At 70.7% G+C, this 24,752-nt stretch carries 28 protein-coding genes; 14 read left to right on the forward strand and 14 right to left on the reverse strand.

Translation table 11 applies throughout. The features are described from left to right. Nucleotides 1-79 precede the first annotated feature (79 nt). The 9 genes from ACQ859_RS21495 to mltG all read right to left on the reverse strand — a co-directional run bounded on the left by ACQ859_RS21495 (nt 80) and on the right by mltG (nt 6,173). Nucleotides 80-742 carry an OmpA family protein gene (locus ACQ859_RS21495; protein WP_431262668.1) on the reverse strand — a complete coding sequence of 221 codons (663 nt, stop codon included), beginning with the start codon at nt 740-742 and terminating at the stop codon, nt 80-82. A 164-nt stretch (nt 743-906) separates the two neighbouring features. After that, the gene (locus tag ACQ859_RS21500) at nt 907-1,176 is read right to left on the reverse strand and encodes a hypothetical protein (RefSeq protein WP_431262669.1); all 270 of its coding nucleotides are present in this window, start codon (nt 1,174-1,176) and stop codon (nt 907-909) included. Nucleotides 1,177-1,372: 196 nt separating this feature from the next. Further along, complete coding sequence (locus tag ACQ859_RS21505) at nt 1,373-2,128, reverse strand: ankyrin repeat domain-containing protein (protein WP_431262670.1); 756 nt, start codon at nt 2,126-2,128, stop codon at nt 1,373-1,375. A 1-nt stretch (nt 2,129) separates the two neighbouring features. After that, nucleotides 2,130-2,915 carry a TatD family hydrolase gene (locus tag ACQ859_RS21510; protein WP_431262671.1) on the reverse strand — a complete coding sequence of 262 codons (786 nt, stop codon included), beginning with the start codon at nt 2,913-2,915 and terminating at the stop codon, nt 2,130-2,132. A 65-nt stretch (nt 2,916-2,980) separates the two neighbouring features. Further along, nucleotides 2,981-3,307, reverse strand: a complete 327-nt coding sequence (locus ACQ859_RS21515; RefSeq protein ID WP_431262672.1) for a PilZ domain-containing protein — start codon at nt 3,305-3,307, stop codon at nt 2,981-2,983. A gap of 171 nt (nt 3,308-3,478) precedes the next feature. Continuing rightward, nucleotides 3,479-4,129 (reverse strand): hypothetical protein, encoded by a 651-nt coding sequence (locus tag ACQ859_RS21520; RefSeq protein WP_431262673.1) that lies wholly within the window; start codon nt 4,127-4,129, stop codon nt 3,479-3,481. Beyond that, a complete protein-coding gene (locus ACQ859_RS21525; RefSeq protein ID WP_431262674.1) occupies nt 4,054-4,542 on the reverse strand; it encodes a hypothetical protein in 489 nt (162 codons plus the stop codon). Before ACQ859_RS21525 ends, ACQ859_RS21520 begins: the two co-directional genes overlap by 76 nt. Further along, a complete protein-coding gene (gene tmk, locus ACQ859_RS21530) occupies nt 4,536-5,147 on the reverse strand; it encodes a dTMP kinase (RefSeq protein WP_431262675.1) in 612 nt (203 codons plus the stop codon). The genes ACQ859_RS21525 and tmk overlap by 7 nt, the downstream gene beginning before the upstream one ends. Nucleotides 5,148-5,213: 66 nt before the next feature. Beyond that, nucleotides 5,214-6,173 carry an endolytic transglycosylase MltG gene (gene mltG, locus ACQ859_RS21535; RefSeq protein ID WP_431266622.1) on the reverse strand — a complete coding sequence of 320 codons (960 nt, stop codon included), beginning with the start codon at nt 6,171-6,173 and terminating at the stop codon, nt 5,214-5,216. A 145-nt stretch (nt 6,174-6,318) separates the two neighbouring features. On the opposite strand from mltG, the gene ACQ859_RS21540 reads away from it, so the two are divergent. The 8 genes from ACQ859_RS21540 to ACQ859_RS21575 all read left to right on the forward strand — a co-directional run bounded on the left by ACQ859_RS21540 (nt 6,319) and on the right by ACQ859_RS21575 (nt 13,392). Further along, nucleotides 6,319-7,482 carry a YgfZ/GcvT domain-containing protein gene (locus tag ACQ859_RS21540; RefSeq protein WP_431262676.1) on the forward strand — a complete coding sequence of 388 codons (1,164 nt, stop codon included), beginning with the start codon at nt 6,319-6,321 and terminating at the stop codon, nt 7,480-7,482. Next, nucleotides 7,412-7,645 carry a DUF4936 family protein gene (locus ACQ859_RS21545; RefSeq protein WP_431262677.1) on the forward strand — a complete coding sequence of 78 codons (234 nt, stop codon included), beginning with the start codon at nt 7,412-7,414 and terminating at the stop codon, nt 7,643-7,645. Before ACQ859_RS21540 ends, ACQ859_RS21545 begins: the two co-directional genes overlap by 71 nt. After that, nucleotides 7,645-9,381, forward strand: a complete 1,737-nt coding sequence (ybaL, locus tag ACQ859_RS21550; protein ID WP_431262678.1) for a YbaL family putative K(+) efflux transporter — start codon at nt 7,645-7,647, stop codon at nt 9,379-9,381. Before ACQ859_RS21545 ends, ybaL begins: the two co-directional genes overlap by 1 nt. A 139-nt stretch (nt 9,382-9,520) precedes the next feature. Beyond that, the gene (locus ACQ859_RS21555; RefSeq protein WP_431262679.1) at nt 9,521-10,804 is read left to right on the forward strand and encodes an alpha/beta hydrolase family protein; all 1,284 of its coding nucleotides are present in this window, start codon (nt 9,521-9,523) and stop codon (nt 10,802-10,804) included. 102 nt (nt 10,805-10,906) lie between these two features. Continuing rightward, complete coding sequence (locus ACQ859_RS21560; protein WP_431262680.1) at nt 10,907-11,437, forward strand: GbsR/MarR family transcriptional regulator; 531 nt, start codon at nt 10,907-10,909, stop codon at nt 11,435-11,437. A 158-nt stretch (nt 11,438-11,595) separates the two neighbouring features. Beyond that, nucleotides 11,596-12,477, forward strand: coding sequence for an NAD-dependent epimerase/dehydratase family protein (locus ACQ859_RS21565; RefSeq protein ID WP_431262681.1), 882 nt, complete (start codon nt 11,596-11,598; stop codon nt 12,475-12,477). Beyond that, nucleotides 12,459-12,848 carry a DoxX-like family protein gene (locus tag ACQ859_RS21570; protein ID WP_431262682.1) on the forward strand — a complete coding sequence of 130 codons (390 nt, stop codon included), beginning with the start codon at nt 12,459-12,461 and terminating at the stop codon, nt 12,846-12,848. The genes ACQ859_RS21565 and ACQ859_RS21570 overlap by 19 nt, the downstream gene beginning before the upstream one ends. Before the next feature lie 67 nt (nt 12,849-12,915). Beyond that, complete coding sequence (locus tag ACQ859_RS21575) at nt 12,916-13,392, forward strand: DUF2269 family protein (RefSeq protein ID WP_431262683.1); 477 nt, start codon at nt 12,916-12,918, stop codon at nt 13,390-13,392. A gap of 13 nt (nt 13,393-13,405) precedes the next feature. On the opposite strand, the gene ACQ859_RS21580 is transcribed toward ACQ859_RS21575, so the two are convergent. After that, nucleotides 13,406-13,993, reverse strand: a complete 588-nt coding sequence (locus ACQ859_RS21580) for an ATP-dependent Clp protease proteolytic subunit (protein WP_431266623.1) — start codon at nt 13,991-13,993, stop codon at nt 13,406-13,408. Nucleotides 13,994-14,086: 93 nt separating this feature from the next. On the opposite strand from ACQ859_RS21580, the gene ACQ859_RS21585 reads away from it, so the two are divergent. Next, entirely contained in the window at nt 14,087-14,929 is an 843-nt protein-coding gene (locus ACQ859_RS21585; protein WP_431262684.1) for a sigma-70 family RNA polymerase sigma factor, read from the forward strand. Here ACQ859_RS21585 and ACQ859_RS21590 read toward each other — a convergent pair. Next, the gene (locus tag ACQ859_RS21590; protein ID WP_431262685.1) at nt 14,908-15,603 is read right to left on the reverse strand and encodes a hypothetical protein; all 696 of its coding nucleotides are present in this window, start codon (nt 15,601-15,603) and stop codon (nt 14,908-14,910) included. The genes ACQ859_RS21585 and ACQ859_RS21590 overlap by 22 nt on opposite strands. 82 nt (nt 15,604-15,685) lie before the next feature. Between ACQ859_RS21590 and ACQ859_RS21595 the strand changes: the two genes are divergently transcribed. Both ACQ859_RS21595 and ACQ859_RS21600 read left to right on the forward strand, forming a co-directional pair. Then, nucleotides 15,686-16,201 (forward strand): GAF domain-containing protein, encoded by a 516-nt coding sequence (locus tag ACQ859_RS21595; protein ID WP_431262686.1) that lies wholly within the window; start codon nt 15,686-15,688, stop codon nt 16,199-16,201. 4 nt (nt 16,202-16,205) lie between these two features. Beyond that, complete coding sequence (locus ACQ859_RS21600) at nt 16,206-18,164, forward strand: bifunctional 2',3'-cyclic-nucleotide 2'-phosphodiesterase/3'-nucleotidase (RefSeq protein ID WP_431262687.1); 1,959 nt, start codon at nt 16,206-16,208, stop codon at nt 18,162-18,164. Nucleotides 18,165-18,232: 68 nt separating this feature from the next. Here the strand turns inward: ACQ859_RS21600 and ACQ859_RS21605 are convergent, their stop codons facing one another. After that, a complete protein-coding gene (locus ACQ859_RS21605; RefSeq protein WP_431262688.1) occupies nt 18,233-18,538 on the reverse strand; it encodes a flagellar basal body protein in 306 nt (101 codons plus the stop codon). Between the two features lie 296 nt (nt 18,539-18,834). Here ACQ859_RS21605 and ACQ859_RS21610 point away from each other — a divergent pair, with 296 nt between their 5' ends. Further along, complete coding sequence (locus tag ACQ859_RS21610; protein WP_431262689.1) at nt 18,835-21,108, forward strand: TonB-dependent receptor; 2,274 nt, start codon at nt 18,835-18,837, stop codon at nt 21,106-21,108. A 139-nt stretch (nt 21,109-21,247) separates the two neighbouring features. Here ACQ859_RS21610 and ACQ859_RS21615 read toward each other — a convergent pair whose 3' ends face one another. Both ACQ859_RS21615 and sbcB read right to left on the reverse strand, forming a co-directional pair. Beyond that, complete coding sequence (locus tag ACQ859_RS21615; RefSeq protein WP_431262690.1) at nt 21,248-22,177, reverse strand: GGDEF domain-containing protein; 930 nt, start codon at nt 22,175-22,177, stop codon at nt 21,248-21,250. A 101-nt stretch (nt 22,178-22,278) separates the two neighbouring features. After that, the gene (gene sbcB, locus ACQ859_RS21620; protein ID WP_431262691.1) at nt 22,279-23,736 is read right to left on the reverse strand and encodes an exodeoxyribonuclease I; all 1,458 of its coding nucleotides are present in this window, start codon (nt 23,734-23,736) and stop codon (nt 22,279-22,281) included. A gap of 127 nt (nt 23,737-23,863) precedes the next feature. On the opposite strand from sbcB, the gene ACQ859_RS21625 reads away from it, so the two are divergent. Both ACQ859_RS21625 and ACQ859_RS21630 read left to right on the forward strand, forming a co-directional pair. Beyond that, nucleotides 23,864-24,376, forward strand: coding sequence for a hypothetical protein (locus ACQ859_RS21625; RefSeq protein WP_431262692.1), 513 nt, complete (start codon nt 23,864-23,866; stop codon nt 24,374-24,376). Next, on the forward strand, nt 24,373-24,741 hold the full coding sequence (locus ACQ859_RS21630; protein ID WP_431262693.1) for a lysostaphin resistance A-like protein: 369 nt from the start codon (nt 24,373-24,375) through the stop codon (nt 24,739-24,741). The genes ACQ859_RS21625 and ACQ859_RS21630 overlap by 4 nt, the downstream gene beginning before the upstream one ends. Nucleotides 24,742-24,752: the final 11 nt, after the last annotated feature.

Below are 24,752 nucleotides of genomic sequence, written 5' to 3' on the forward strand. Positions count from 1 at the left end.
TCGCCGGCATCAGCGCGGCGCGGAGGACGTTTCGGGGGCAGAAGGCATTCATGACTCAACTCCCGTTCTTGATGACAACTTAGGACGCGGGTTGCGACAGGAAAATCTCGATCCGACGATTGGCGGCCCGTCCGGCCTCGGTGGCATTGCTGGCCACCGGCTGACGTCCGCCGCGGCCCTCCACCAGCAGCCGGCCGCGCCGGACGCCGTGATGGACCAGGTACTCACGCACGGCTTCCGCCCGATCGAGCGACAGCGGGCCGTTGATCGCGTCGCCGGCCGAACTGTCGGTGTGGCCGACGATGGTCACGCGGACCGCGTCGTCCAGGTTTCGGCTGACTTCGTCGAGCACCGGTCTCAGGGCCGGCTTGAGTTCGGAACGGCCGATGTCGAAGGACGCATCGGCGGGAACGCTGAGCTTGAGCTGGTTGTCCGAGGTACGGGCAACGCTGATGCCTGCACCGGCGCCTGCCTGGACGAGGGCCAGACGGCGCTCTTCCATCTGCGACGACCAGAGGTTGCCACCAAGGACGGAGGGCGCTGCGCCTGGCGCGGCACCGGTCGTGGGGCCCGGGGTACTGGTGCCCGAGGTGCCCTGCATCGAACCGCAGCCGCCCAGCGCCAGCAGCAGGGCCATCGCCAGGACCGGCAGGCTCGTCGCCGCCATCAGCCGCCAGCGGCTCTCGACGGAGACGCGCGAGGCGTCGGCGGCGTGGACGGTGAGGACTCGGGGGCGGCGCATGACAGTCTCCAGGACGGCTGTGGGGCTTGGTCAGACGATAAATCGACCTTGCTAAGCGTCATGCTAGGGAGATTGCGGGGCGGCAGGTGTAGTCGGCTGTCGGAAGCGCAAGTCAGACTGGACTGACAAACCGAAGCGCCGCCGATTCCTTGCCCCGGCAGTGATCAGGCGCTCAGCGGGGCGCCGGCCGACGTGTCGTCGTCCAGCGGCAGCAGATCGGCTTCGGACAGCTCGGCGGCATCCACTTCCTCGTCGAAGGCGGCCTGCTCGTCGGCACCGACGTGCGCGATCAGCGGCTTGTCCAGCGGGCGGTAGATGCGGCTGCGCAGGCGCGAGAGGCGTTCGGAGGTCGCAACCTCGTGGGCGACACGCTCGGGATCCAGCAGCATCGCGAACGGGTTGGCGGCGAAGAACTCTTGGGTCGTGGTCTGCATGTCGGTCTCCAGGGGATCCAGGGGGTCAGTCCGTTCCGAGGGCCAGCTCGCGAGCACCAGCTTGCGAGGCCCTGAGGGCGGCACCGACACCGTGTCGGCATGGAGTGAACTGTAGGGACCGACCCCGTCCGCCAACAGTGGGCGGCGGGCCAAACCGCTTGTCAGACAGATTCCTAGGGGGTTGCCAGCAGCCGCCTCACGGCGACGTGCGCGGGCGTGACGGATGCCGCGCCCGGGCCAACTGATCGAGCTTCTCGGCCATCTCGTCCTGACCGGCGCGGCGGGCGAAGTCGGCCGCCGTCATCTGGTGATCATTGCTCAGCGTGACATCCGCGCCGGCGGCGATCAGCACCTCGGCGCCGCTGAGGCCGCCGTACCCGGCCGCCATCATCAGCGGCGTCGTCCCGTTGGCCGAGCGGGCGTCGATGTCGGCGCCCTGCTCCACCAGCCAGCGCACCACGTGTTCGTTCGGACCGGCGGCGGCGTAATGCAGCGCCGACCAGCCCGGTTCGTTGACGAACGCGCCCCGCTTCACGAGTTCCTTGGCCCAGTCCAGCTGGCCCTTGAGCGCGGCGAGCATCAGCGGCGTCTCGCCGGCCTGGTTGATCGCGCTGACGTCGGTGCCGGGGCTCTTGAGCAGCGTCTCGAAGGCCTTGCCGGATTCCTCGCGGATGGCCACGTGCAGCGCGGTGTTGCCCTGCGCGTCGCGGACGTTCGGATCGACACCCGCCAGCAGCAGCTTCATCACGGTGGTCGCGTGGTCGTTGCGGGCGGCGACATGCAACTCCGGCGCTGCCGCGGTGTCGGACGACGCCGTCGGCGCCTGCGATCCGAATCGTCCCTGCGCCAGCAGCGGCGCCCCTGGCGCCACCAGGATCAGCCCGAACAGCGCCGCGCCCGCGGCGAACGCCGCTCGACGCGACGGGTTCTTCCGGCTCGGGCGGGCCGTCATCTCACGCCGCCTCCGGCAGCTGGAACAGCCGCCGCGTGTTCGCCGTGCATTGCGCCGCCAGCGTCTCCACGGGCACGCCGCGGACCTCGGCGATCAGCTTGGCGACATGCGGCACATAAGCCGGCTGGTTCAGCTTGCCGCGGTAGGGCACCGGGGCCAGGTAGGGACTGTCGGTCTCGATCAGGATCCGGTCGGCCGGCACGATCTTCGCGACTTCCCGCAGGTCCGCCGCGTTCTTGAAGGTCACGATCCCGGAGAACGAGATGTGGAACCCCTGGTCCAGCGCCGCCTTCGCGACGTCCATGGTCTCGGTGAAGCAGTGCACGACGCCGCCGGGCTGGCCGGCGTCCTCCTCGCGCATCAGGCGCAGCGTGTCCTCGGCGGCCGAGCGGGTGTGGATCACCAGCGGCTTGCCGGTCCGCTTCGCGGCGCGGATGTGGTTGCGGAAGCGCTCGCGCTGCCATTCCATCTCCTCGATGGTCCGGCCGTTGAGGCGGTAGTAGTCCAGTCCGGTCTCGCCGATGGCCACGACCTTCGGATGCGCGGCGCCCTCGACCAGTTCGTCGATGCTCGGCTCATGGACCTCGTCGCTGTCCGGATGGACGCCCACCGTCGCGAACAATTGCCGATGCGCATCGGCGATTGCCCGGACCTCGGGGAACTCCTCCATCGTCGTGCAGATGCAGACGGCCTGCGTCACCAGGGCCGCGTCCATCGCGGCGAGCAGGTCGGGAAGCTGGGACTGGAGCTCGGGGAAGCTCAGGTGACAGTGGGAATCGATGTACATGGCAACAACTCCGCCCGGCTCAAGGCCGGGCGCTGCGGCGGCCCGCGCCGCCGACCTCCGGGATCTCAGATCGTCTGCGTCGGCTTGGACGAAGAGATCGCCGTCCCCAGCAGTTCCTCGATCTTGAGCTTGATCACCCGGGTCTTCTCGTCGCCGGGGAACTTCACGCCCACGCCCTGCGTGCGGCCGCCCGAGGCGTTGGCCGGCGTCAGCCAGGCCACCTTGCCGGCGACCGGGTAGCGGTTGGGATCCTCGGGCAAGGTCATCAGCAGGTAGATGTCCTCGCCGAGCTTGTAGTCACGCGTGGTCGGCACGAAGACGCCGCCCTCCGAGAAGATCGGGATGTAGGCGGCGTAGAGCGCACCCTTCTCCTTGAACACCAGCTGGATCACGCTGGGTCGGGCACCGCCGGCGGGAGCCGGGACGGGGGCGGACGCGGGGGCGTGGTGCTCATCGGTTTCAGGCTGAGTTCGCTCATGATGACAAGTCTACTCGCCGCGCCCCGGCGTCAGACTTGGTTACCGCGTCGAGCAGGCGCAGATCACGCGCCGATCACGCATTGTTCAGCGCGCCGGCCGCATCGCCTGTTGTCCCTGAGCCACCAGCGACTCCATCAGCAGCCCGGCGTTGAGCGGGTGATCGGCATGCCGTGCCGCCTGCTGCAAGGTCCTGGCCCATTGATCCAGCGCCGTGCGCACCGCAGGCAACTTGGGCAGCGCGTCGCGCGGGAAGTAGGCCGGGCCGGCGCCGTGGGCGATGCGCATCAGGTCGTGGACCAGGCGCTGCATCGCGGCGATCGCGCGCGGCACCGGCCAGTCCGTCAGCGCCACCGCCTCGCCCTTGGCGATGCGGCGGGGCAGCTCCAGCCAGGTTCTGGCGGCGATGCCCTCCTCGCTCCACTGCAGCGCCTCCTGCGGACGGCCGCCGGTGGCGTCCAGCAGCACGCCGGGCTGGTCGATGCCCTGCCCCGTCAGCCAGGCCAGCGCGGCCTCGCGCCCGGGCAGCGCCATCTGCAGCGGCTGGCAGCGGCTGCGGATGGTCGGCAGCAACTGCTGCGGCGCGGCGCTCGCCAGCACGAAACGCAGCAGTCCGGCCGGTTCCTCCAAGGTCTTCAGCAGCGCATTGGCGGCCACGGTGTTCAACGCCTCCGCCGGGTACACCAGGACCACCTTGGCCTTGCCGCGCGCCGCGCTGACCTGCGCGAACGACAGCATCTGGCGGACCGCCTCGATCTTGATCTCGCGGCTGGGCTTGGTCTTGCTGGCCTTGGCCGAGGACGCGCCCTCCCCTCCGCCTCCATCGCGCCGAAGCCCAGGGCCTCGCGCAGCGCTTCGGGCAGCAGCACCTGGAAGTCGGGGTGCGAGCGCGAACGCAGCAGGTGACAGCTCGCGCAGCGGCCGCAGCCGGGCTGGTCCGTCGAGCTGCGAGCCTCGCAGAGCCAGGCCTGGGCCAGCAACAGCGCCAGGTCGAACTGGCCGACGCCGGCCGGTCCCTGCAGCAGCAGCGCATGGCTGCGGCCCTGCGTCAGCGCCTGGTGCAGGGGCTCGGCCAGCCAGGGCAGCGGCAGACGGCCGCCTTCGGCCAGCGCCGCGGCGCCGTCGGCATTCAGGGCGGCATCGGTCACCATCCGCGGCGCTCCAGCTCGGCGCGGATCTGGCCCGCGACGCCGTCGATCGTGTCGCCAGCGTCGATGCGGACGATGCGCCCCCGCGACCCCTCGGCGCGGCGCTGATACCCGGCCCGGACGCGGGCGAAGAAATCGAGATCCAGTTGCTCCAGCCGGTCCGCGTCGCGGGCCTGCGCCCGGCGCTGCGCGGCAATGGCCGGGTCCACGTCGAACCAGAAGGTCAGGTCCGGCTGACGCCCCTGCTGCACCCACTGCTCCAGCGTGGCCAGCACCTGGACGTCCATGCCGCGTCCGCCGCCCTGGTAGGCGAAGCTCGCGTCGGTGAAGCGGTCGCACAGCACCGTCTGGCCCAGCGCCAGCGACGGGGCGATGACGCGCTGCACATGATCGCGGCGCGCGGCGAAGACCAGCAGCGCCTCGGTCAGGCCGTCCATGTCCTGGTGCAGGAACAGGCCCCGCAGCGACTCGGCCAGCGGCGTGCCGCCGGGCTCCCGGGTCTGGACCAGCTCGGCGCCGTGCAGGCGCAGGTGTTGGGCGACGGACTCGATGTGGGTGGACTTGCCTGCCCCGTCGATGCCCTCGAAGGTGATGAATCGACCGCTCACGCGTGGTGCTCTCTCGGCTCTCTTGAGCTCGGATGGAAGAAGCGCAAAAAGCGAAGCGCGGGCGCTTCAGCGGCCGCGCTGGTACTTGTTGACCGCCCGATTATGCGCGGCCAGGTCCTCGCTGAACTGGCTGGTGCCGTCCCCGCGCGACACGAAGTACAGCGCCTTGGACGGCGTCGGATGCAGCGTCGCCTGCAGCGCGGCCAGGCCGGGCATCGCGATCGGCGTCGGCGGCAGGCCGCCCCGGGTGTAGGTGTTGAACGGCGTGTCGGTCTGCAGGTGGATCTTGCGCAGGTTGCCGTCGTAGTCCGTGCCCAGGCCGTAGATCACCGTCGGATCGGTCTGCAGCGGCATGCCGACCTTGAGCCGGTTGACGAACACCGCCGCGACCAGGCCGCGGTCCGCCGCCGCGCCGGTCTCCTTCTCGACGATGGAGGCCAGGATCAGCGCCTCGTCCGCGCTCTTGAGCGGCAGGCCGTCGCCGCGGCCCGCCCAGGCGCTCTCCAGCCGCTTCTGCATCAGCGCATGCGCCCGCTTGAGCACTGTCAGGTCGCTGACGCCCAGGCTGTAGGCATAGGTATCCGGGAAAAAACGTCCCTCGGGCGCCTGACCGGGCGCGCCGAGCGCGGCCATGATCTGCGCGTCCGTCATGGCGGCGGTGGTCTGCTTCAAGGCGGGTGCCGCGGCGATCGCGGCGCGCAACTGGCGGAAGTTCCAGCCCTCGATCAGGCGCAGCTGTTCCAGCACCTGATCGCCCCGCACCATCTTGTCGAGCAGCTCGCGCGGCGTGACGCCGGCATGGATCTCGTAGCTGCCGGCCCGGATCTTCCGGGCCTGTCCCGAATACCGGAACCAGGCGTACAGGAAGCGCGGATCGGTCTGCACGCCGGCCGCCACCCAGGCCTGCGCGACCTGCTGCGGCGGCGTGCCCGGCTCGATCGACAGTTCGACGCCCGGCTTCTCCAGCACCAGCGGCGCCTGCAGCCACCACCAGAGCGCGGCCGCGCCCCCGCCGACCAGCACCATCGCCGCCACCAGCGCGGACAGCAGCCAGCGCCCGATGCGGCCCGACTGCTTCTTCGTTTTCCTCGCGGTGCCGCGAGATCTGTTTTTCGCGCGTGACAAGACCCGATGCCCTTCGTGAAATGCGGGGGCTGATGATAATCGGACCATGATCGAAGACCTCCACCACGCTCCGCCGCCCGTGCCGTCCTCGGCGCTGGGCGCCGTCCGGCTCGCCGACTGGGGCGTGATCCGCGCCCAGGGCGAGGAAGCCGCCAAGTTCCTGCACACCCAGCTGACGCAAGACCTGGCCCTGCAGACCGGCGCCCAGGCCCGGCTGGCGGGCTACTGCTCGGCCAAGGGACGCCTGCTCGCGACGATGCTGGCGGTCAAGCCCGACGACCAGTCCGTGCTGCTGGCCCTGCCCGCCGAGGTGGTGCCGGCGACGGTCAAGCGGCTGTCGATGTTCGTGCTGCGCGCCAAGTGCAAGCTGAGCGACGACAGCGCGGGCTGGGCGGTCTGGGGCCTGTCCGGCGCCCAGGCGCGCGACTGGCTGGCCGAGGCCGGGGAAGGCGCCGCTCCGGCGACGACCTGGTCCGTGGGCCGCGTGCCCCTGGCCGACGGCCGCGAGGCGCTGGCCACCCGCCTGCCCGACGACGGCCTCACGCCGCGCTTCCTGCTGCTGCAGCCGGCCGATGCCGCCGCGCCGGCCCTGCCGGTGATCGATCCCGAGGAATGGCAGGGCCTGGACGTGACCGCCGGCCTGGCCTGGGTGCGCCAGGGCACGGTGGAACAGTTCGTGCCCCAGATGCTCAACCTGGAGCTGCTGGGCGGCGTGAACTTCCAGAAGGGCTGCTACCCGGGCCAGGAGATCGTCGCGCGCAGCCAGTACCGCGGCACGATCAAGCGCCGCACCCACCTGTTCGCGCTGGACGGCAGCGACGCCGACGCCACGCCGGGCCAGGAGATCTTCCACAGCGCCGACCCGGACCAGCCCGCGGGCATGGTCGCCGGTTTCGGCCGGCAGGAAGGCCGCCCGCTGCTGCTGGCCGAGGTGAAACTCGCCGCGCTCGAGTCCGGCACCCTGCACCTGGGCAGCGCGCAAGGCGCCGTCCTCACCCCCGTCCCCTGCCTTACCTCATCGGAGAACCTGAATGACTGCATCGCCGCCGACGCGCGCCGCCGCGCCCCCTGCCCGTCTTGTCGACCGCTCGACCGCACCGGTCGAGCTCTACGTCTATTACCGCGTACACGCGGACCAGTTGACGGCCGCGCTGGCCGCCTTCGAACAGGCACGCGAGGAACGGCCGGTGCGGCTGCTCCAGCGCCATGACAACGATCCGGTCTTCCAGACCTGGATGGAGATCTACGGCCCCGACCTGCCCGACGCGGCGGACGCGGAGCGCCGGATCGCCGCCGCCCTGGGCGCGTTCGCGCAGGGTCCCCGTCACCGCGAGGCCTTCGCCGCCGTCGCCGGTCCGGGAGCGGTGCACTGATGGAACACAACGTCTCCCTCATTTCCACGCTGGCGGCGGGCTTCGGCCTGGCGCTGATCCTGGGTTTCATCGCCGAGCGGCTCAAGCTGCCCGCGCTGGTGGGCTACCTGCTGGCCGGCATCGCGATCGGCCCGGCGACGCCGGGCTTCGTCGCGGACGTCGGCATCGCCGCGCAGCTGTCGGAGATCGGCGTGATGCTGCTGATGTTCGGCGTCGGGCTGCACTTCTCGCTGAAGGACCTGATGGCGGTCAAGCGCATCGCGCTGCCCGGCGCGGTCGTGCAGATGGCCGCGGCCACGGCGCTGGGCATGGGCCTGGCGATGTGGTGGGGCTGGCCCGCGGGCCAGGCGCTGGTGTTCGGTCTGACGCTGTCCTGCGCCAGCACGGTGGTGCTGCTGAAGGCGCTGGAGTCGCGGGGCACGCTCGAATCCATGAACGGCCGCATCGCGGTCGGCTGGCTGGTGGTCGAGGACCTGGCCACGGTGCTGATCCTGGTGCTGCTGCCGCCGCTGGCGTCGGTGCTGGGCGGCAACGCCGCGCCGGGCGCGTCCTCCGATGCGCCGCTGTGGCGCACCATCGCCGAGACGCTGGCGCAGATGGCCGCGTTCGTCGTGCTGATGCTGGTGGTCGGCCGGCGCGTGCTGCCGTGGATGCTGTGGCAGGTGGCGCGCACCGGCTCGCGCGAACTGTTCACGCTGATGGTCATCGCGGTGGCGATCGGCATCGCCTACGGCGCCTCGGAGCTGTTCCACGTGTCCTTCGCGCTGGGCGCGTTCTTCGCCGGCACGGTGATGCGCGAATCCGAGTACAGCCACCGCGCCGCGCAGGAATCGCTGCCGCTGCGGGACTCGTTCTCGGTGCTGTTCTTCGTGTCGGTGGGCATGCTCTTCGACCCGATGACGCTGATCGACCAGCCGCTGCACCTGCTGGGCGTGGTCGCGATCGTGATGCTGGGCAAGGCGATCGCCGCCGCGGCGCTGGTGATCGTGTTCCGCTATCCGCTCAACACGGCGATGACGGTGTCGGCCAGCCTGGCGCAGATCGGCGAGTTCAGCTTCATCCTCGCGGGCCTGGGCGTCCAGCTGGGGCTGCTGCCCAAGGCCGGGATGAACCTGGTGCTGGCGGCGGCGCTGATCTCGATCGCGCTGAACCCGGTGATGTTCGCGATGATCGCGCCGCTGCAGCGCTGGGTGCTGGCGCGCTCGTCCTTCGCGCGCAAGCTCGAGGAGCGGGACGATCCCTACGCCGAACTGCCGCAGTCCACCGACCGCCAGTTCCTGGAGGGTCAGGTCGTGCTGGTCGGTTATGGCCGCGTGGGGCGGCGCATCGCCGACGCGCTGACCGAGCGCGGCATCCCCTTCGTCGTCGCCGACGAGGGCCGCGAGACCGTCGAGGCGCTGCGCAAGCGCGGCATGGCGGCGGTCAGCGGCGACGCGAGCGAACCCATGGTGCTGGTCCAGGCCCACATCGCCAACGCGGCGATGCTGGTCGTGGCGGTGCCCGACTCGATGAAGGCGCGGCAGATGGCCGACACGGCGCGTCAGCTGAACCCCGGCATCGAGATCGTGCTGCGCACGCATGGCGAAGAGGAATCCGAGCTGCTGCGCCGGGAGAAGCTCGGCACCGTGTTCTACGGCGAGGAGGAACTCGCCAAGGGCATGAGCCGTCATGTGCTGCAGCGCTTCAACGCGGACATCCCGGAAGGCCTGTCGCCGGTCGCGGCGCCGGCGCATTGAGCCTGCCGCCCCGGCGCCGCGTGACCGGCGCCGGAGCGACGATGATGAGCGGCCCTGCGGGGCCGCTTTTTCATGCCCGCGCGGCGGGACTTGCACCCAGCAATCCCCGCTTTACATCGTCCGCTTAGCGTCGCCGCCCATGATCGACCCGACCCATCCCCGTTTCCGTCTCGGTTCCGCCGCCACGCCGTCCCCGCACGCCCCCGCACGCTCCCTGGCTCTCGCGGCGGCGGCCTTGCTCGGCACGGCGCTGCTGCTGAGCGGCTGCGGCGGCGGGCCGCCGAAGGCGCGCATCGAGGAACAGCAGCAGCAACGCGAGTTCGCGTCCCGCGGGTACGCGCCGCAGGGCGAGGCCGTGTCGGTGCTGCCGATCAACTGGCGCCTGCGCGGCGACGACGTGCCGCTGACCCTGACGCTGCCAGCCGGCGCGAGCGCCGCCCCGCGTCCGGTCATCCTCTACCTGCCCGGTCTCGGCGAGTCCGACGCCGCCGGCATCCGCTGGCGCCGCGCGTGGGCGGCGGCGGGGTATGCGGTGCTGTCGCTGCAGCCGCTCGAGGACGACGCCACGGCCTGGTCGTCGGCGCTGGCCCGCTCCGCGGAATTCACCGAACTGGGCCGCCGGCACTATGCCGAGCCCCAGATGCGCCGGCGCCTGGCCCGGCTCGACGAATTGCTCGCGGAAGCGCAGCGGCTCGGCCGCCAGGGCGACGCGCCCTGGCGCTCGCTGGACTGGTCGAAGACGGTCGTCGCCGGGTACGAGCTGGGCGCCCAGACGGCCATGGCGCTGGCGGGCGAACGGCAGGCGGACGGCACGGTGCTGGCCTTGAAGGCGGTCCAGCCCGTCGCCGCGATCGTGATCAGTCCGCAGGTGTTCGCGCAGCCGGATCCGGCGCGCTACCGGGACGTGGCCATGCCCGTCCTCGGCCTGACGGGACCGGACGACAGCGACGTGCTCGGCCTGGTGCGCGACGTCCAGTGGCGCCGGGCGCCGTTCCCCGCGATGCCGCCGGGCCGGGGCTGGCTGCTGAGCGTGAACGAGGTCCGCCACGCGGCCTTCGGCGGGAACGAGCCGCGTCCGGAGGACGCCGAGCGCGAGCAGAAGCGCATCCGCAGCGCCGAGGAACAGGCGCAATCGCAGCCCCAGCAGCAGGGACGTCGCGGCGGCGGTCGAGGCGGACGCGGCCAGGAGGGCCCGACCCGGCTGGCGCCGGTGCCCGCCGTCCCCGACTACCGGCAACTCCACGAACAGCAGCTCGGGCTCACCGCGGCCCAGCAGGTCAGCGTCGCCTACCTCGACCTTCAACTCAAGCGCTCCGAAACCGCCCGCGCCTGGTTGTCGGGAGCGGCGTCGCAATGGATGGGCAAGGTGGCGACGATCACGCGTCCGCAAGACGCCAACGGCGCGCGGCAACCAGGGGAGTGAGCACCGCGCAGGGGGCACGGGCCGGGGAATGCGGACAGCGCCCGCCGACGCAGCATTAATTTCTGTCTTGACAGAAATTTCTGTCGAGCTACAGTCGTTCGCATGGAACTCACCGACACCGCCCGCCGCTTCGTCCTGCACTGGGGCGAGATGGGCAGCGCCTGGGGCGTCAACCGCACCGTGGCGCAGATCCACGCGCTGCTCTACTTCCACGGCCGCCCGCTGAATGCGGAGGAGCTGGCCGACACCCTCTCGGTCGCGCGCTCCAACGTCAGCACCAGCCTCAAGGAACTGCAGAGCTGGAACCTGATCCGTGTGACCCATGTGCTGGGCGACCGCCGCGATTACTTCGAGACGACCGCCGACGTCTGGGAACTGCTCCGCACCATCGTGCGCGAACGCAAGCACCGCGAATTCGATCCGACCGTGCGCATGCTCTCGGAGCTGGTCGAGGACAAGGGCTTCCAGGACGAATCTCCCGACGCGCAGGACCGCGTGCGCGAGTGCCTGCGCCTGATGCAGACGCTGGGCGCCTGGTCCGAGGAAATGATGCGGCTCTCCCCGTCGACGCTCGAGAAGGTGCTCAAGCTCGGCGCCAGCGTGCAGCGCTTCGTGCGTGGGGACGGGACCTGACCCGGTCCCTTTTTTGAGCATGAATTTCTGTCTCTACTGAAATATCAAACACACCACAAACAGGAGGACGCCATGCGAGCCATCCCCACCCCCGTTTCCCGCGCTGCTCCGACGAGCTACTCGCTGATCCCCTGCATTGACCGCAGCGGAGATCCCTCATGAACGCGCCCGCCATCCGGTCCGTGCTGGTGTGCGGCGCCAGCGGCTTCGTCGGCCGCCGCATCGTGCGGTCGTTGCGCGAAGCCGGTCTGGCCGTGACCGCGGGCAGCTCCCGCACCCAGGACTTCCAGCAAGACCTGTCACCCGACGTCTGGCTGCCCCGCGTGACCGGCTTCGACGCCGTCGTCAACGCCGTCGGCCTGCTGCGCGACACCCTGCGCCGCCAACTCGAACCGGTCCACCACCAGGCCCCGGCCGCGCTGTTCGAGGCCTGCGCCCGCGCGGGCGTGACGCGGGTGATCCAGATCTCCGCGAACGGCGTGATGCACAGCCCCACCCGCTACGCGACGACCAAGCGCGCCGCGGACGAGGGGCTGCTGCGCCTGCGCGCCGAAGGCCGGCTCGACGGCACCGTGCTGCGCCCGAGCATCGTCTTCGGCCGCGGCGGCGCGAGCGCCGCGCTGTTCATGACCCTGGCCCGGCTGCCGGTGCTGGTCCTGCCGCGCGCGGCGGTCCAGGCCCAGGTGCAGCCGGTCGCCGTGCCGGACGTGGCGCAGGCCGTGCTCCGGCTGCTGCAGGACGGCGGCCCCGAGATCGTGACAGCGGTCGGTCCGCGGGCGCTGAGCCTGTCCGCCTTCATCGGGGAACTCCGGCGGCAGCGCGGGCAGGCACCGGCCCGCGTGATCCCGCTGCCGGACGCGCCCAGCCGCTGGAGCGCCCGCCTGGGCGACTTCGTCAGCGGTCAGCCCTGGAGCAGCGAGAGCCTGGCCCTGCTGGAGCAGGACAACATCGGCGACGCCGCCGCGTTCGAGCGCGTGCTCGGCCGGCCGTCGGTTCCCGTCGAACAGTTCGTGGAGGCCGCATGGGCATCGGACGTGTGAACTTCCGGCACCGCCGCACGCGCATCGTCGCGCGCGGCGGACTGATCGCGCTGTGGCTGTCCACCGGCGCGGCCAGCCTGATCGAGCTCGACGGCCGCAGCCGCGACCTGATGGTCGCCGCGCAGACCCCCGACGCCTGGATCGCGCCGGTCATCGTCGCGGGCGCGCTGGTCGACCTGCTGATCGGGCTGGCGATGTGGCGCTGGCACCGCCGCTGGGTGTACCGCCTGGCGGGCGGGATGATGCTGCTGATGACGGCGGTGGCGACCGTGATCCTGCCCTCGCTGTGGCTGGATCCGCTGGGCTGCCTGACCAAGAACCTGCCGGTGGCGATCCTGCTGCTGATCCTCGACGAGGACGCGCCGGCCTGACACCGCGGCCGGCACCGTCGCGGACGCCGGCGACAAGACACCCGAAGAAGAATTCCAGGAGGAAAAGATGAACACCTACCTCGTGATCAAGTGGCTGCACATCGTGTCGAGCGTGCTGCTGGCGGGCACCGGCTTCGGCTCGGCCTTCTACCTGTTCTTCGCCAACCGGAGCGGATCCCTGGCGGCGCAGGCCGTGGTGGCGCGGCTGGTCAAGCGCGCGGACCTCTGGTTCACCACGCCCGCGGTGATCGTGCAGCCGCTCACCGGCGTGTGGCTGGCCATGACCGCCGGCTGGGCGCTGGACACGCCGTGGCTGGCGCTCTCGATCGCGCTGTACGTCATCGCGGGCGCCTGCTGGCTGCCGGTGGTGTGGCTGCAGATCCGCCTGTCGCAGATGGCCGACGCGGCGCTCGCCAGTGGCCAGCCGCTGCCGGCGCTCTACTGGCGCTATGCCCGCTGGTGGGAGGGCCTGGGTTACCCGGCCTTCCTCGCGGTGCTCGTCGTCTTCTACCTGATGGTGAACAAGCCGGCGCTGTGGGGCTGAGCGGAGCGGCCGCTCAGCCGCCCCGGAGCTCGGTCTTGCGTTCGATGATGCGGGACACGAGCCCGTACTCGACGGCCTCTTCGGCGGAGAGCCAGCGGTCCCGGCCGATGTCCTCGAGCACCCCCTCCAGCGACTTGCCCGTCTCGCGCGCGATGGTCCGGGCGATGCGTTCCCGGGCCTTGATGATCTCGCGGGCCTGGATGGCGATGTCGCTCGCCGGACCGCCGGCGCCGCCGCTGGGCTGGTGGATCAGGAAGCGGGTGTTGGGCAGGCAGTAGCGACGCTCGCGCGGCACCGACAGGTAGAGGTGGGTGGCGGCGCTGCCGACCCAGCCGGTGCCGATCATGTTCACCGGCGCGGCGATGAATCGCACGATGTCGTGGATCGCGTCGCCGGACTCCAGGTGTCCGCCCGGTGAGCTGACCAGCACGTCGATCGGATCGGCGCTCTCGGCGTCCAGGGCGATGAGGCGACGCGTCACGTCGGCGGCCAGGACGTCGGTGACGGTGCCGAAGATCAGCAGCGTGCGCGCCTTGAAGGCCTTCTCCTCCAGGTAGGAGGTGCGCGGCTCGGTGACGCTGGACGGGGCGGCGGGGGGGATGCTCCATGGGGGCGTTTCCTCGTGGTTGGACTGATGCCTTGACGAACGAGACACCTTCCGCGTGACAGCGAGCGCCTGTGGCAAGCTCGCCCCATGCACGACGACAGCGCCCACCCCCTCCTGGATGCCGACCACCGCCGACTGGTCCGCGCGGCCACCCGCCTGCTGGGTCCGGCCGAGGCCGAAGACGCGGTGCAGGACGCCTACGTCCGCGCGCTGGAGACGGCTCCGACGGGCCTGAACGCCGCCCAGGCCTGGCTGCTCACCGTCGTCCGCCACCTGGCGATCGATCACCTGCGGCGGCGCGACTGGATGCGGCAGTGGCTGGAAGCGATGCACGGGGAGGCGCCGGGATCGACGTCCGCCCTGGCGCCGTCGACCGAGTGGGTGGCGGCGCTCGCGGAAGAAGTCGCACAGACCCTGCGCCTGATGGCCTGGCACCTGACGCCGATGGATGGCGCCGCCCTCCTCCTGCACGAGGTCTTCGAGGTCGAACACGCGGAGATCGCCCACGCGAAGGGCCAATCCGAGACCGCCAGCCGGCAGCGCTTGCGCCGCGCGCTCGCGCGACTGCGCCAGGCTGCCATCGAGGCAGGCGGAACGCGGCAGCGGCGTGACGACGTCGAGGTCGCCACGGCCCCCGATGCCGCCGAAGACCTCGTCTTCCGCCAGTACCTCGACAGCCTGCGACTGCGCGATCCGCGCGCGCTCTGGGCGATGCTCGGGCAGCCGCCGATCCGCGCGATGGCGGCGGGATCCGCGACCGCTCCGGCCGGTCCGGGCGTCGCCGCGTCGAGCGGCACTGCCGCCTCCGGCGTCCTGCAGGTCGGCGGGCAGCTGGGACTGGTGCTCACGCTCGACGGGGTCACGCTGTGCGTGCTGCCGCTGGGCGTGCAGGACTCGCGAGAAGAGGCCTACTCGACGATCAATGTGTAGCTGACCGCCTGCGACATGCGCGGCAGCGCACCGCCGAAGTTCACGGTGTGACGGCCGCGCGGGAGCGGCTTGAGCATCACGTAGTAGCCGTTGGACGCCGAGGGGAACAGCCGTGCGCCGCTGGGATGCCGCGCCCACGCGTTGAAGCACTCCGGGCTGGCCTGCCGGTGGCGCTGAAGATCGCCGTAGCGCACGCCGTCCACCTCCAGCACGAGCAGTTCCGCGCCGTCCGTGATGCGCTCGGCGTCCCGCGTGACCTGCGCGCAGCTCGGCATGCCGGTGCGCGTCGGCGTGAACACGTAGTTGATCAGCGGGAAGAACAGGTACTTGTCGGCCGGCACCCGGCAAGTGCGGACGGTGCGGGCGGTGCCATAGGTGCCCGCGAGGAAGAACACGTCGCCCGACTGCCGGTTGCCGCACTGGACGCCGGAGCGGTCGGCAACGGGGCTGATCTCGTCCTCGAAGGACAGCGCCCATTCCCACCAGCGGCGCGACCATTCGCCCTGCGTCACCCATCCGACCTGCTCGTCGGGCCCCAGCAGCGGCGAGGCCGGCGCGGACGCCGACGCGGAAACAGCGGCCGGCCCGGCCGTGTCCGCCTGGGCGCGGCCACCCGCCGCCATCGTCAGTCCCATCGCGACGGCCAGCAGCGTCGCCTTCCCTCGTGCGTTCATCGTTCCGATCTCCCTTGAATCGGGGCGCATTCTCGCCGTGACGGACGACCGTCCGGCATGACCTCCGCCACAATCCCGCCCCATGAGCTTCGAACCCACTCCGCTGCTGAACATGTCCAGCGCCGAGGCCAAACGCGCCTCGTACGACACGCTGGTCGCCCAGACCCAGGCCCTGCTGCACGGCGAGCGCGACTGGATCGCCAACCTCGCGCAGTTCTCGGCGCTGGTCTTCAACGCCGTCCCGACGCTGAACTGGGCCGGCTTCTACCTCGTCAATCCGAAGGACGACCAGGAACTGGTCCTCGGACCGTTCCAGGGCAAGGTCGCCTGCGTGCGGATCGCCTTCAGCCGCGGTGTCTGCGGCGCCTGCGCGCGGACGCAGGAAGTCCAGCTCGTCGAGGACGTCCACGCCTTCCCCGGCCACATCGCCTGCGACGCGGCCTCGCGCTCGGAACTGGTGCTGCCCATCGTCGCCGGGGGCCGGCTGCGCGGGGTCTTCGACCTCGACAGCCCCGAGCCCGCCCGCTTCGACGCGATCGATGCCGAAGGCTTCCAGCGTGCGATCGCCGCGCTGGTCGCCGGCACCGACTGGGCCTGATCCGATGCGCACGACGTCGATGCGCGCCCTGCGGGGCCAAGCGCGGGGCGTGATCGCCCGGGTCGCGCTCACCGGACTCTGCGTGTTGTCGATGCCGCTGTCCGCCGCGGAGCTCAAGCTCCGCGTGCTGGAGACCAGCGACATCCACATGAACCTGCTGAACTACGACTACTACCAGGACCGCCCGGCCCAGGAGTTCGGCCTGGCCAAGACGATCACGCTGATCCACCGCGCCCGCGCCGAGGTGCCCAACAGCCTGCTGTTCGACAACGGCGACCTGTTGCAGGGCAATCCGCTGGGCGACGTCGTCGCGCGCGTGAAGCCGCTGAAGGCCGGGGACGTCCATCCCGCCTACAAGATCCTGAACCTGCTGGACGTGGACGCCGCCAACCTCGGCAACCACGAGTTCAACTACGGCCTGCCCTTCCTGCGTCAGGCCATCGCCGGCGCCAACTTCCCGTACCTCAACGCCAACGTGATGGAGGCCGACGGCCGCCGTCATGCGTTCACGCCCAGCGTGATGCTCGAGCGCACGATGCGCGACGAGTCCGGCAAGGACCACGCGTTGAAGATCGGCGTCATCGGCGTGACGCCGCCGCAGATCCTGGAGTGGGATCGTCAGAACCTCGCCGGCAAGGTGCGCGTGCGCGACATGGTCGACGCCGCCGCCGAACAGGTCGCCGACCTGCGCAAGCGCGGCGCCGACCTGGTCGTCGTCATCGCCCACACCGGCATCGACAAGACCGAGCTGCCCAAGCTGTCCGAGAACATGGCGGCACAACTGGCCCGCGTGAAGGGCGTGGACGCGCTGCTGCTGGGTCACGCCCACACGGAGTTCCCCGGTCCCGGCTTCGCCGGATACCCCGGCGTGGATCTCGAGAAGGGCCGGCTCTACGGTACGCCCGCCGTCATGCCCGGCCGCTGGGGCGATCACCTCGGCATCGTGGATCTCACCTTGAAGCAGACCGGCAAGACCTGGCACGTGGCGGACAGCCGGTCCAGCCTGCGCCCGATCTTCGACCGGACCGCGCGCAAGCCGCTGGTCGACGCCGACCCGATGCCGGCCGCCGTCATCGCCACCGAGCATCAGGCGACGCTGGACTACGTCCGCAGCCAGGTCGCGGTGGCGGACCAGCCGATCCAGAGCTACTTCTCGCAGGTGCTCGACGGCACCGCCGTGCGGCTGGTCGCGCAGGCGCAGTTGGCCTACGCGCTGAAGGCGGTCCAGGGCACGGCGCTGGAGAAGCTGCCCATGTTCAGCGCCGCCGCGCCCTTCAAGTCGGGCGGCCGCCAGGGCTGGACGCAATACACCGACATCCCCGCCGGACCCGTGGCGATCAAGCACGTCGCCGACCTCTACGTCTACCCGAACACGATCAAGGTCGTGAAGCTGAGCGGGGCCCAGGTGCGCGACTGGCTGGAGATGTCCGCCGGACAATTCCGCCGCATCGACCCGCAGGGGCCCGCGCGTCAGGACGTCGTGGACACGAGCTATCCGAGCTTCAACTTCGACATGATGCTGGGCCAGGACGGCGGCCTGCGCTACGAGCTCGACCTGACGCAGCCGGCCCGCTTCGACAAGGATGGCAAGCGCGTGAGCGACGGTCAGCGTGTCGTGAACCTGAGCTGGCGCGGCCAGCCGCTGGACGAGCGCGCGGACTTCCTCGTCGTGACGAACAACTACCGCGCCTACGGCGGCGGCCACTTCCCGGCGCTGGCGGCGGACAAGGTCGTCGTCGACGCACCGGACGAGACACGCGAAGCCCTGGCGCATTTCCTGGCGGCGCAGCCGTCGCTGAGCGCGGCGGTCGCGGCCTCGTCCTGGCGCATCCGGCCCGTGCCGGGCGTCGCGCTGCAGTTCGTGTCCGGCAACGGCGCCACAGCGCATCTGAAAGACACGCCGCAGGTGACCCGGGTCAAGGACAACGGCGACGGTTCGTCGCTGTTCGAGTTGAAGCCCTGAGCGGAGCCCTGTCTCCAGAAACGACAAACGGCCGCTCAACGCGGCCGTTTGTCATTGGGAGCGACAGATCAGACGTGGATGTCGAGCAGCGCGCCTTCGGCCCGGATCTGCGTCTGCAGCACCCGCAGGTTGCCGACGAAGGCGTAGGTCGCCGATTTCTGCTCGACGACGTCCGCCGCCAGGTCGGCGCCAGGTTCCGGCAGCTTCTCGACCTTGGTCGTCACGCCGTTGCCGTCCTGGGCGGTCTGCGCCTCGATCCGCTCGCGGCGATACCCCGGCGTGGCCGCGTTGGCAACGTTGTTCGCGGACGCGCGCAGGCGCTCGTTGGCGGCGGAGAGGCCGGACAAGGCGGTCGACAGGCTGACGTTGGACATGGCTTTTTCCCCAGGAACCCGGCCTCAAGCGACCAGGTATCCCGCCGTCATCGGCACTTTCCAGCCGATCTTTAGAAAAGAAATGGGTTCCCGGCTCATTTTTCTGGATCGACTTCGCCCGGGTTTCCCCTCAAAACGACGGCCAACGCCCCAGAACGGGGCAATCCAGCCACCAAACGCCCCCTTACCTACCTCGGAAGGGGTGTTTGCTGCGCCATACGTGGCGACCGCAGCGGACAGACATGCGGGCTCCAGATAATGCGAAACATTCTTATCTGCGAACTCTTCTCATCGTCATGTCGTCCGCCGCCTTCCGCCCCGTCCTCGCGCCCCTGGCGCTCGCCCTGACCGCCGCGCTGCATGGCGGCGCCTTCGCCCAGTCGGCCCCATCTGGCCCCTCGGTGACGCAGGCCTCGGCCCCTGAGGCGCCCGCTTCGGCGGCCTCCTCGGCCGCGACGACACAGCTGCAGAAGGTCGTCGTCGAAGCCAGCGCGGACGCCTCGCGCGGCGGGCTGGTGAAGTCCTACGCCGGCGGCCAGGTGGCGCGCGGCGGCCGGGTCGGCCTGCTGGGCAACCAGGACATCATGAGCACGCCGTTCAGCACGACGGCCTACACCAACGAGCTGATCCAGAACACGCAGGCACACAGCGTCGGCGACGTGCTCCTGAACGATCCCGGCGTGCGCCTCGCCCGCGGCTTCGGCAACTTCCAGGAAAGCTACTTCATCCGCGGCTTCATCCTGAATTCCGACAGCGTCGCCTACAACGGCCTGTACGGCCTGCTGCCGCGCCAGTACATCTCGGCCGAGCTCTTCGAACGCGTCGAGGTGCTGCGCGGCGCCTCGGCCTTCCTCAACGGCTCCACGCCCAACAGCGACGCCATCGGCGGCTCGATCAACCTGCTGCCCAAGCGCGCGCCCAGCCAGCCGCTGACGCAGATGACGGTCGGCACCGCCAGCGGCGGACAGACCATCCTGGCCGTCGACGTCGCCCGGCGCTTCGGCCCGGACAACGCCACCGGCGTGCGCGTCAACCTGGCCTCGCGCGCCGGCGACACCAGCGTGGACAAGGAAAGCGTCAACCTCGGCATGGCCTCGGTCGGCCTGGACTGGCGCGCCCGCGACGTGCGGCTGTCCGCCGACATCGGCTACCAGGACCACAAGCTCAAGCGCACCCGCACCAACGTCACCCTCGGCGCGACCGCCACCGCCGTGCCTGCCGCGCCGGACGGCGACGCCAACTGGGCGCAGCCCTGGACCTACTCGAACGAGCGCGACCTGTTCGGGACGCTGCGCGGCGAGGTCGACCTGGACCGTTGGCTGGGCACGGGCTGGACGGCGTGGTTCGCCGCCGGCGCGCGTAGCAGCGACGAGGCCAACTCGCTGGCCAACCTGACGCTGACCAACAGCACGACCGGTGCGGGCACCACCTCGCGTTTCGACAACACCCGCGAGGACCGCGTCCGCACCGGCGAGGTCGGCCTGCGCGGCCTGCTGACCACCGGTCCGGTGAAGCATGAACTCGTGGCGTCGGCCAACGCCTTCCGGCTCGACAAGCGCGCCGCCTTCGGCGTCTCCACGACGGCCGCCACGCCGCGCCTGATCCCGACCAACCTCTACGGCGAGGGCACCGCGCCGCTGCCCGCGCTGATCTCCGTCAGCAACCGGCTGGACGATCCCGCCACCACCGGCATGACCCGCCTGCGCAGCCTCGCCGTGGCCGATACGCTGGTGATGCTGGACGACGCGCTGCGCGTGACACTGGGCGCGCGGCACCAGTCGCTGGACCTGCGGACCTACGCCTACAACACCGGCGCGCCGGGCACGCCCTACGACCGCAGCAAGACCAGCCCGATGGGCGGCGTCGTGTTCAAGTTCAGCAAGTGGCTCTCGGTCTACGGCAACTACATCGAGGGCCTGACGCAGGGCGACTCCGCACCGTCGACCGCGACCGCGGCGATCGGCAAGGTGCTGGATCCCTACCTGTCCAAGCAGAAGGAAGTCGGCCTGAAGGTCGATGCCGGACGCGTGGGCGGCGGGCTCGCGTTCTTCTCGACGGCCAAGCCGCGGGGTGTCGTGACGAGCACGCTGGGGTTCGAAGCGCAGGGCGAGGACCGTCACCAGGGCATCGAGCTGACCGCCTTCGGCGAGCCGATGGCCGGCCTGAAGCTGCTGGGTGGGCTGACCTGGCTGGACGCCGAGCAGAAGAGCACCGGCGTCGCCACCACCGAGGGCAAGCGCGTCATCGGCGTGCCGCGCACGATGCTGAACCTGGGCACTGAATGGAACGTGCCGGGTGTGCAGGGACTGTCGCTGGATGCGCGCGTGATCGCCACGGGCAGCGTCTACGCCAACGCCACGAACACGCTGAGCGTGCCGGGCTGGGGCCGTGTGGACGTCGGCGCGCGTTACGCGATGGATGTCCGCGGTCACCTGGTCACCTTGCGCGCCCGCGTCGACAACGTCGCGGACCGCAACTACTGGGCGTCGTCGGGCGGTTTCCCGAACAGCGGCTACCTGGTGCTCGGTTCGCCGCGCACGGTCAGCGTGAACGCGTCGTTCGAGTACTGAGCCCGACCGTTCTCCCGGTCACCACGAGCCCTCTCACGAGGGCCTCGGTGCTGGTGGGCCCGGAACAGGGCTTGAGGGTCCTGGAGGGAGCCCTCATGCCCTGTGATGGGCCGCGCCTGGCGCTGCGCAGTCGGGGGCCTCACGCCCCGGCCAGTTCCTCGTAGCTCCCGCTCGAGATGAACACGCGGACCGAGTCTCCGCCGGCGGCCTTGGCTTCCGTGCAGGCCAGTTGTCCGGCGCCGAGCACCGCATCCACGGTATCCAGCGAGGTCTGCAGCTGCACCACCCCCAGGCTGGCCTTCACGCGCGCGCGGTGCAGGCCCCAGCGCAGCCGGTAACCGGCGATGGACGAGCGGATCTTCTCCGCCACGATCTGCGCGTAATGCTGGTCGCAGTCCGGCAGCAGCACGACGAAGTGGTCGTCCTCCAGCCGCGCCACGGTGTCGGACGCCCGCACCTTGGTGATCAGCATCTGGCCGAGCCCGTACAGGAAGTGGTCGGCGACCTCCGCCCCCATGCCCTGCTGGATCTCGCTGAACTTGTCGATGTCGACGAACAGCACCGACACCGGCTCATGCCGGCGGCTGCCGACGTGCTCGGCCAGCCGGCGTTCGATCTCGCGGCGGTTGGCGAGTTCGGTGATGTCGTCGTGCTTGGCCGACCAGGTCGGTTGCAACCGCTGCTGGCGGGCGGCGGTGACGTCCTCGAGGATCCACATCGATTCGCCGGCCGGCTGCTCCCAGTGCACCGGCGTCGCCTGCAACCGGCCCCAGAAGCGCGAACCGTCGCGGCGGACGAACTCCACCTCCTCGTCCAGCGGCCGTCCCGCGCCGAAGGCGGAGCCCATCCGGGCCTGCAGCGCCTGGTGGGCCGAGTCCGACACGACCGAGGCCCGTTGGTCGGTGCCGGTCAGGTCGGTCTCGTCGCCGTGGCCGAACAGGTGGTTGAAGTGCTCGCTGACCACCTCGAACTTGCCGGCGGCCACGAAGGCCACGGCCAGCGGCGCCCGCACCAGCATCGCCCGCATGCGGGCGGCGGTCGGATCGGCGGCGTCGTGTTGGGATTGCATGTCGTCTCCTGGCGTATCCCGAAGGTGTACCGGTTTTTGCTCGCCCTGGAAAGCCCGGAAAGGACCCGGTTCCCGGGCCTCGTCAGCCGCTGGACACGCTTTCAGGGGGGCGGCGGGGCGATCTGCTCGGCCCATTCGTACAGGGCGGACAAGATGTCACTGGCGCGCTCGTCCTCCGATTCCTCGGCTGTCTGGGCCAGGGTATCGATGCGTTCGAAGAAGGCTTCCAGCGTCTGCGCTCCGCCCTCGCCCCGGTGCAGCCGGGTGGCCCGGTGGTGCTCCCAGCGGGTCTGCTCGTCGGCCGTCAGGCTGTCCGGGAAGTTGCGCGCGCGGTAGCGGAACAGGATCTCCTCCAGCCGGGCGTCCTCGAAGGCGACCTTGCCCTGCGCGACGCGGTCGGCCAGCGCCTCGGGCGACAGCCCGCGCAGGCGCTCCAGCGCGCGGCGGTCGTCGTTCGAGACGAAACCGCCGTACAGGTCCTCGTCGACATCGACGCCGCCCTCGCCCGCCGGGCGCTGGAAGACCTGCGACCACAGCCGCGAGAGCTCCCCGCCGCGGGCCGCCAGCGTCTGCGCATGCGCCTGCCCCTGCGCGAGGTCCAGGCCCCAGCGGGCCGCCATCTCGGGCGACAGGATCTTCATCGACGAGATCACGATCGGCGACTTGTTGACGTGGATGGTCTTGATCGGCAGCCGCGTCACGCCCTCGGGCAGCAGCTCCTGCTTGGTGTACATCCGCAGCCGGATCGTCTCGGCGTCCAGCGCCAGCAGTTCGGCCGGGTCGCTGCCCAGGTCCCAGACGATCAGCTCGTTTTTGTTGGTCGGATGCGGCGCCAGCGGCCAGACCAGCGCGATGCAGCCGCGGTCCGTGCCGTACATGCCCGAGACATGGAGGAAGGGCCGGTTCATGCCGATCTCGGCCCAGACGGCGTCCTTGCGGCGCAGCTTCAGGCAGAAGTCCCACAGGCGGGGCTGCTTCTCCTTGATCAGCCGGGCCAGCGCGATCGTCGCGCGCACGTCGGACAGCGCATCGTGCGCCGCCTCGTGGGCCAGGCCGTTGGCGGCGGTCAGGTGCTCCAGCTTGAAGGAGGGCCGGCCGTCCTCGTGCTTGGGCCACTCGATGCCTTCCGGGCGCAGCGCGTAGGCGCAGCGCACGACGTCCAGCAGGTCCCAGCGGCCGCAGTCGTTCTGCCACTCGCGTCCGTAGGGATCGATCAGGTTGCGCCAGAACAGGAAACGCGTCACCTCGTCGTCGAAGCGGATGGTGTTGTAGCCCAGGCCGACGGTGCCGGGGCGCGACAGCTCGGCGTGGATGTCGGCGGCGAAGCGGTGCTCGGCCAGCCCCTGCTCGGCGCAGGTCTGCGGCAGGATGCCGGTCAGCAGGCAGGACTCCGGATCGGGCAGGGAGTCGGTGGGCGGCTGGCAGTACACCATCAGCGGATCGCCGATCTCGTTCAGGTCCGCATCGGTGCGGATGCCGGCGAACTGCGCCGGCCGGTCGCGGCGCGGCACGCGTCCGAAGGTCTCGTAGTCGTGCCAGTAGAAAGTCATCTCGTGCATGGGGCGGGACGATACCTCAGCGGCGCGGCGGTCCCGGGCAGCGGTACCTGGCGTCGGAGGGGGCGCCGCTTCGCGGATACTGCGGCGCGATGGCCTCCCGCTCCCCCGACCCAGCCCCCTGACTCCGATGCCGCTCAGCCACCTGCTCCTGTGCCTGTCGATCGCCGCGACGCTGCTGCCGGTCCGCGCCCCCTGGCCCTGGCTCTCCCTGCTGATCATGGCGGTGACGGCCGGGCTGGTCCACGGACAGCTCACGATCGTCGCGATGGTGCCGGTGGCCGCGTTGGCCGCCCTGGCCTGGATGGCGATCGAGGCCCGCCACCGCCCGCGCCGCGAGTCGGTGCTGATGCTGCTGATGCTGGTGATCGGCTTCGCGCTGGCGCTGCACCTGCTGCCGGGGTTCCTGAACCCGACCTACCTGGCCACGACCTCCGACGCCCGCCCGCCGACGCTCAAGTACCTGAACTTCGACAAGGGTGTCGCCGGCATGCTGATGCTGGCGGTACTGGCGTCGCAGCAGCGCAGACGGTCGGAAGGTCCTGCCTCGTCGCCCTCCCCGGCCTGCCGGGCTTCGCCCTGTGGCCCGCCCTCGCCGCGACCGTCGCCGCGACGCTCGTCCTGCCCTGGCTGTTCGCCGTGATCGGCGGCATCGGCCGGCCGGCGCTGCGCTGGCCGGACAACGCCGGCCTGTATCTGGCGGCCAACCTCTTCCTCACCTGCGTCGCCGAGGAGGTCGCGTTCCGCGGCGTCATCCAGGGCCTGCTCGCCCGCCGGCTCGGCACCGACCTGCGCACCATGAACGGCTGGCTGCCGGTGCTGCTGGCGGCCGTGCTGTTCGGTCTGGCCCATGCGGCGGGCGGCACCGGTTACGTGGCCCTCGCCATGCTGGCCGGCCTGGGCTACGGCCTGGCCTACACGCTGTCGCGCCGCATCGAGGTCGCCATCGGGCTGCACTTCACGCTCAACGCGCTGGTCTTCCTGACGCTGAACCTCGGGCACGGTTGATGCCCTACCGG

Origin of the sequence: Roseateles chitinivorans (assembly GCF_050632235.1) — a bacterium.
Lineage (GTDB): Bacteria > Pseudomonadota > Gammaproteobacteria > Burkholderiales > Burkholderiaceae_C > Roseateles > Roseateles chitinivorans_A.

Coding starts and splice junctions, on each gene's coding strand:
- ybaL (WP_431262678.1), top strand. CDS start 7,645: ATGGAACACAACGTCTCCCTCATTTCCACGCTGGCGGCGGGCTTCGGC.
- ACQ859_RS21565 (WP_431262681.1), top strand. CDS start 11,596: ATGAACGCGCCCGCCATCCGGTCCGTGCTGGTGTGCGGCGCCAGCGGC.
- ACQ859_RS21585 (WP_431262684.1), top strand. CDS start 14,087: ATGCACGACGACAGCGCCCACCCCCTCCTGGATGCCGACCACCGCCGA.
- ACQ859_RS21610 (WP_431262689.1), top strand. CDS start 18,835: ATGTCGTCCGCCGCCTTCCGCCCCGTCCTCGCGCCCCTGGCGCTCGCC.
- sbcB (WP_431262691.1), bottom strand. CDS start 23,736: ATGCACGAGATGACTTTCTACTGGCACGACTACGAGACCTTCGGACGC.
- ACQ859_RS21495 (WP_431262668.1), bottom strand. CDS start 742: ATGCGCCGCCCCCGAGTCCTCACCGTCCACGCCGCCGACGCCTCGCGC.
- ACQ859_RS21525 (WP_431262674.1), bottom strand. CDS start 4,542: ATGGTGACCGATGCCGCCCTGAATGCCGACGGCGCCGCGGCGCTGGCC.
- ACQ859_RS21625 (WP_431262692.1), top strand. CDS start 23,864: ATGCCGCTCAGCCACCTGCTCCTGTGCCTGTCGATCGCCGCGACGCTG.
- ACQ859_RS21605 (WP_431262688.1), bottom strand. CDS start 18,538: ATGTCCAACGTCAGCCTGTCGACCGCCTTGTCCGGCCTCTCCGCCGCC.
- ACQ859_RS21575 (WP_431262683.1), top strand. CDS start 12,916: ATGAACACCTACCTCGTGATCAAGTGGCTGCACATCGTGTCGAGCGTG.
- ACQ859_RS21510 (WP_431262671.1), bottom strand. CDS start 2,915: ATGTACATCGATTCCCACTGTCACCTGAGCTTCCCCGAGCTCCAGTCC.
- ACQ859_RS21505 (WP_431262670.1), bottom strand. CDS start 2,128: ATGACGGCCCGCCCGAGCCGGAAGAACCCGTCGCGTCGAGCGGCGTTC.
- ACQ859_RS21600 (WP_431262687.1), top strand. CDS start 16,206: ATGCGCACGACGTCGATGCGCGCCCTGCGGGGCCAAGCGCGGGGCGTG.
- mltG (WP_431266622.1), bottom strand. CDS start 6,173: ATGGTGCTGGTCGGCGGGGGCGCGGCCGCGCTCTGGTGGTGGCTGCAG.
- ACQ859_RS21540 (WP_431262676.1), top strand. CDS start 6,319: ATGATCGAAGACCTCCACCACGCTCCGCCGCCCGTGCCGTCCTCGGCG.
- ACQ859_RS21560 (WP_431262680.1), top strand. CDS start 10,907: ATGGAACTCACCGACACCGCCCGCCGCTTCGTCCTGCACTGGGGCGAG.
- ACQ859_RS21595 (WP_431262686.1), top strand. CDS start 15,686: ATGAGCTTCGAACCCACTCCGCTGCTGAACATGTCCAGCGCCGAGGCC.
- ACQ859_RS21520 (WP_431262673.1), bottom strand. CDS start 4,129: ATGCTGTCGTTCGCGCAGGTCAGCGCGGCGCGCGGCAAGGCCAAGGTG.
- ACQ859_RS21555 (WP_431262679.1), top strand. CDS start 9,521: ATGATCGACCCGACCCATCCCCGTTTCCGTCTCGGTTCCGCCGCCACG.
- ACQ859_RS21590 (WP_431262685.1), bottom strand. CDS start 15,603: ATGAACGCACGAGGGAAGGCGACGCTGCTGGCCGTCGCGATGGGACTG.
- ACQ859_RS21615 (WP_431262690.1), bottom strand. CDS start 22,177: ATGCAATCCCAACACGACGCCGCCGATCCGACCGCCGCCCGCATGCGG.
- ACQ859_RS21500 (WP_431262669.1), bottom strand. CDS start 1,176: ATGCAGACCACGACCCAAGAGTTCTTCGCCGCCAACCCGTTCGCGATG.
- ACQ859_RS21570 (WP_431262682.1), top strand. CDS start 12,459: ATGGGCATCGGACGTGTGAACTTCCGGCACCGCCGCACGCGCATCGTC.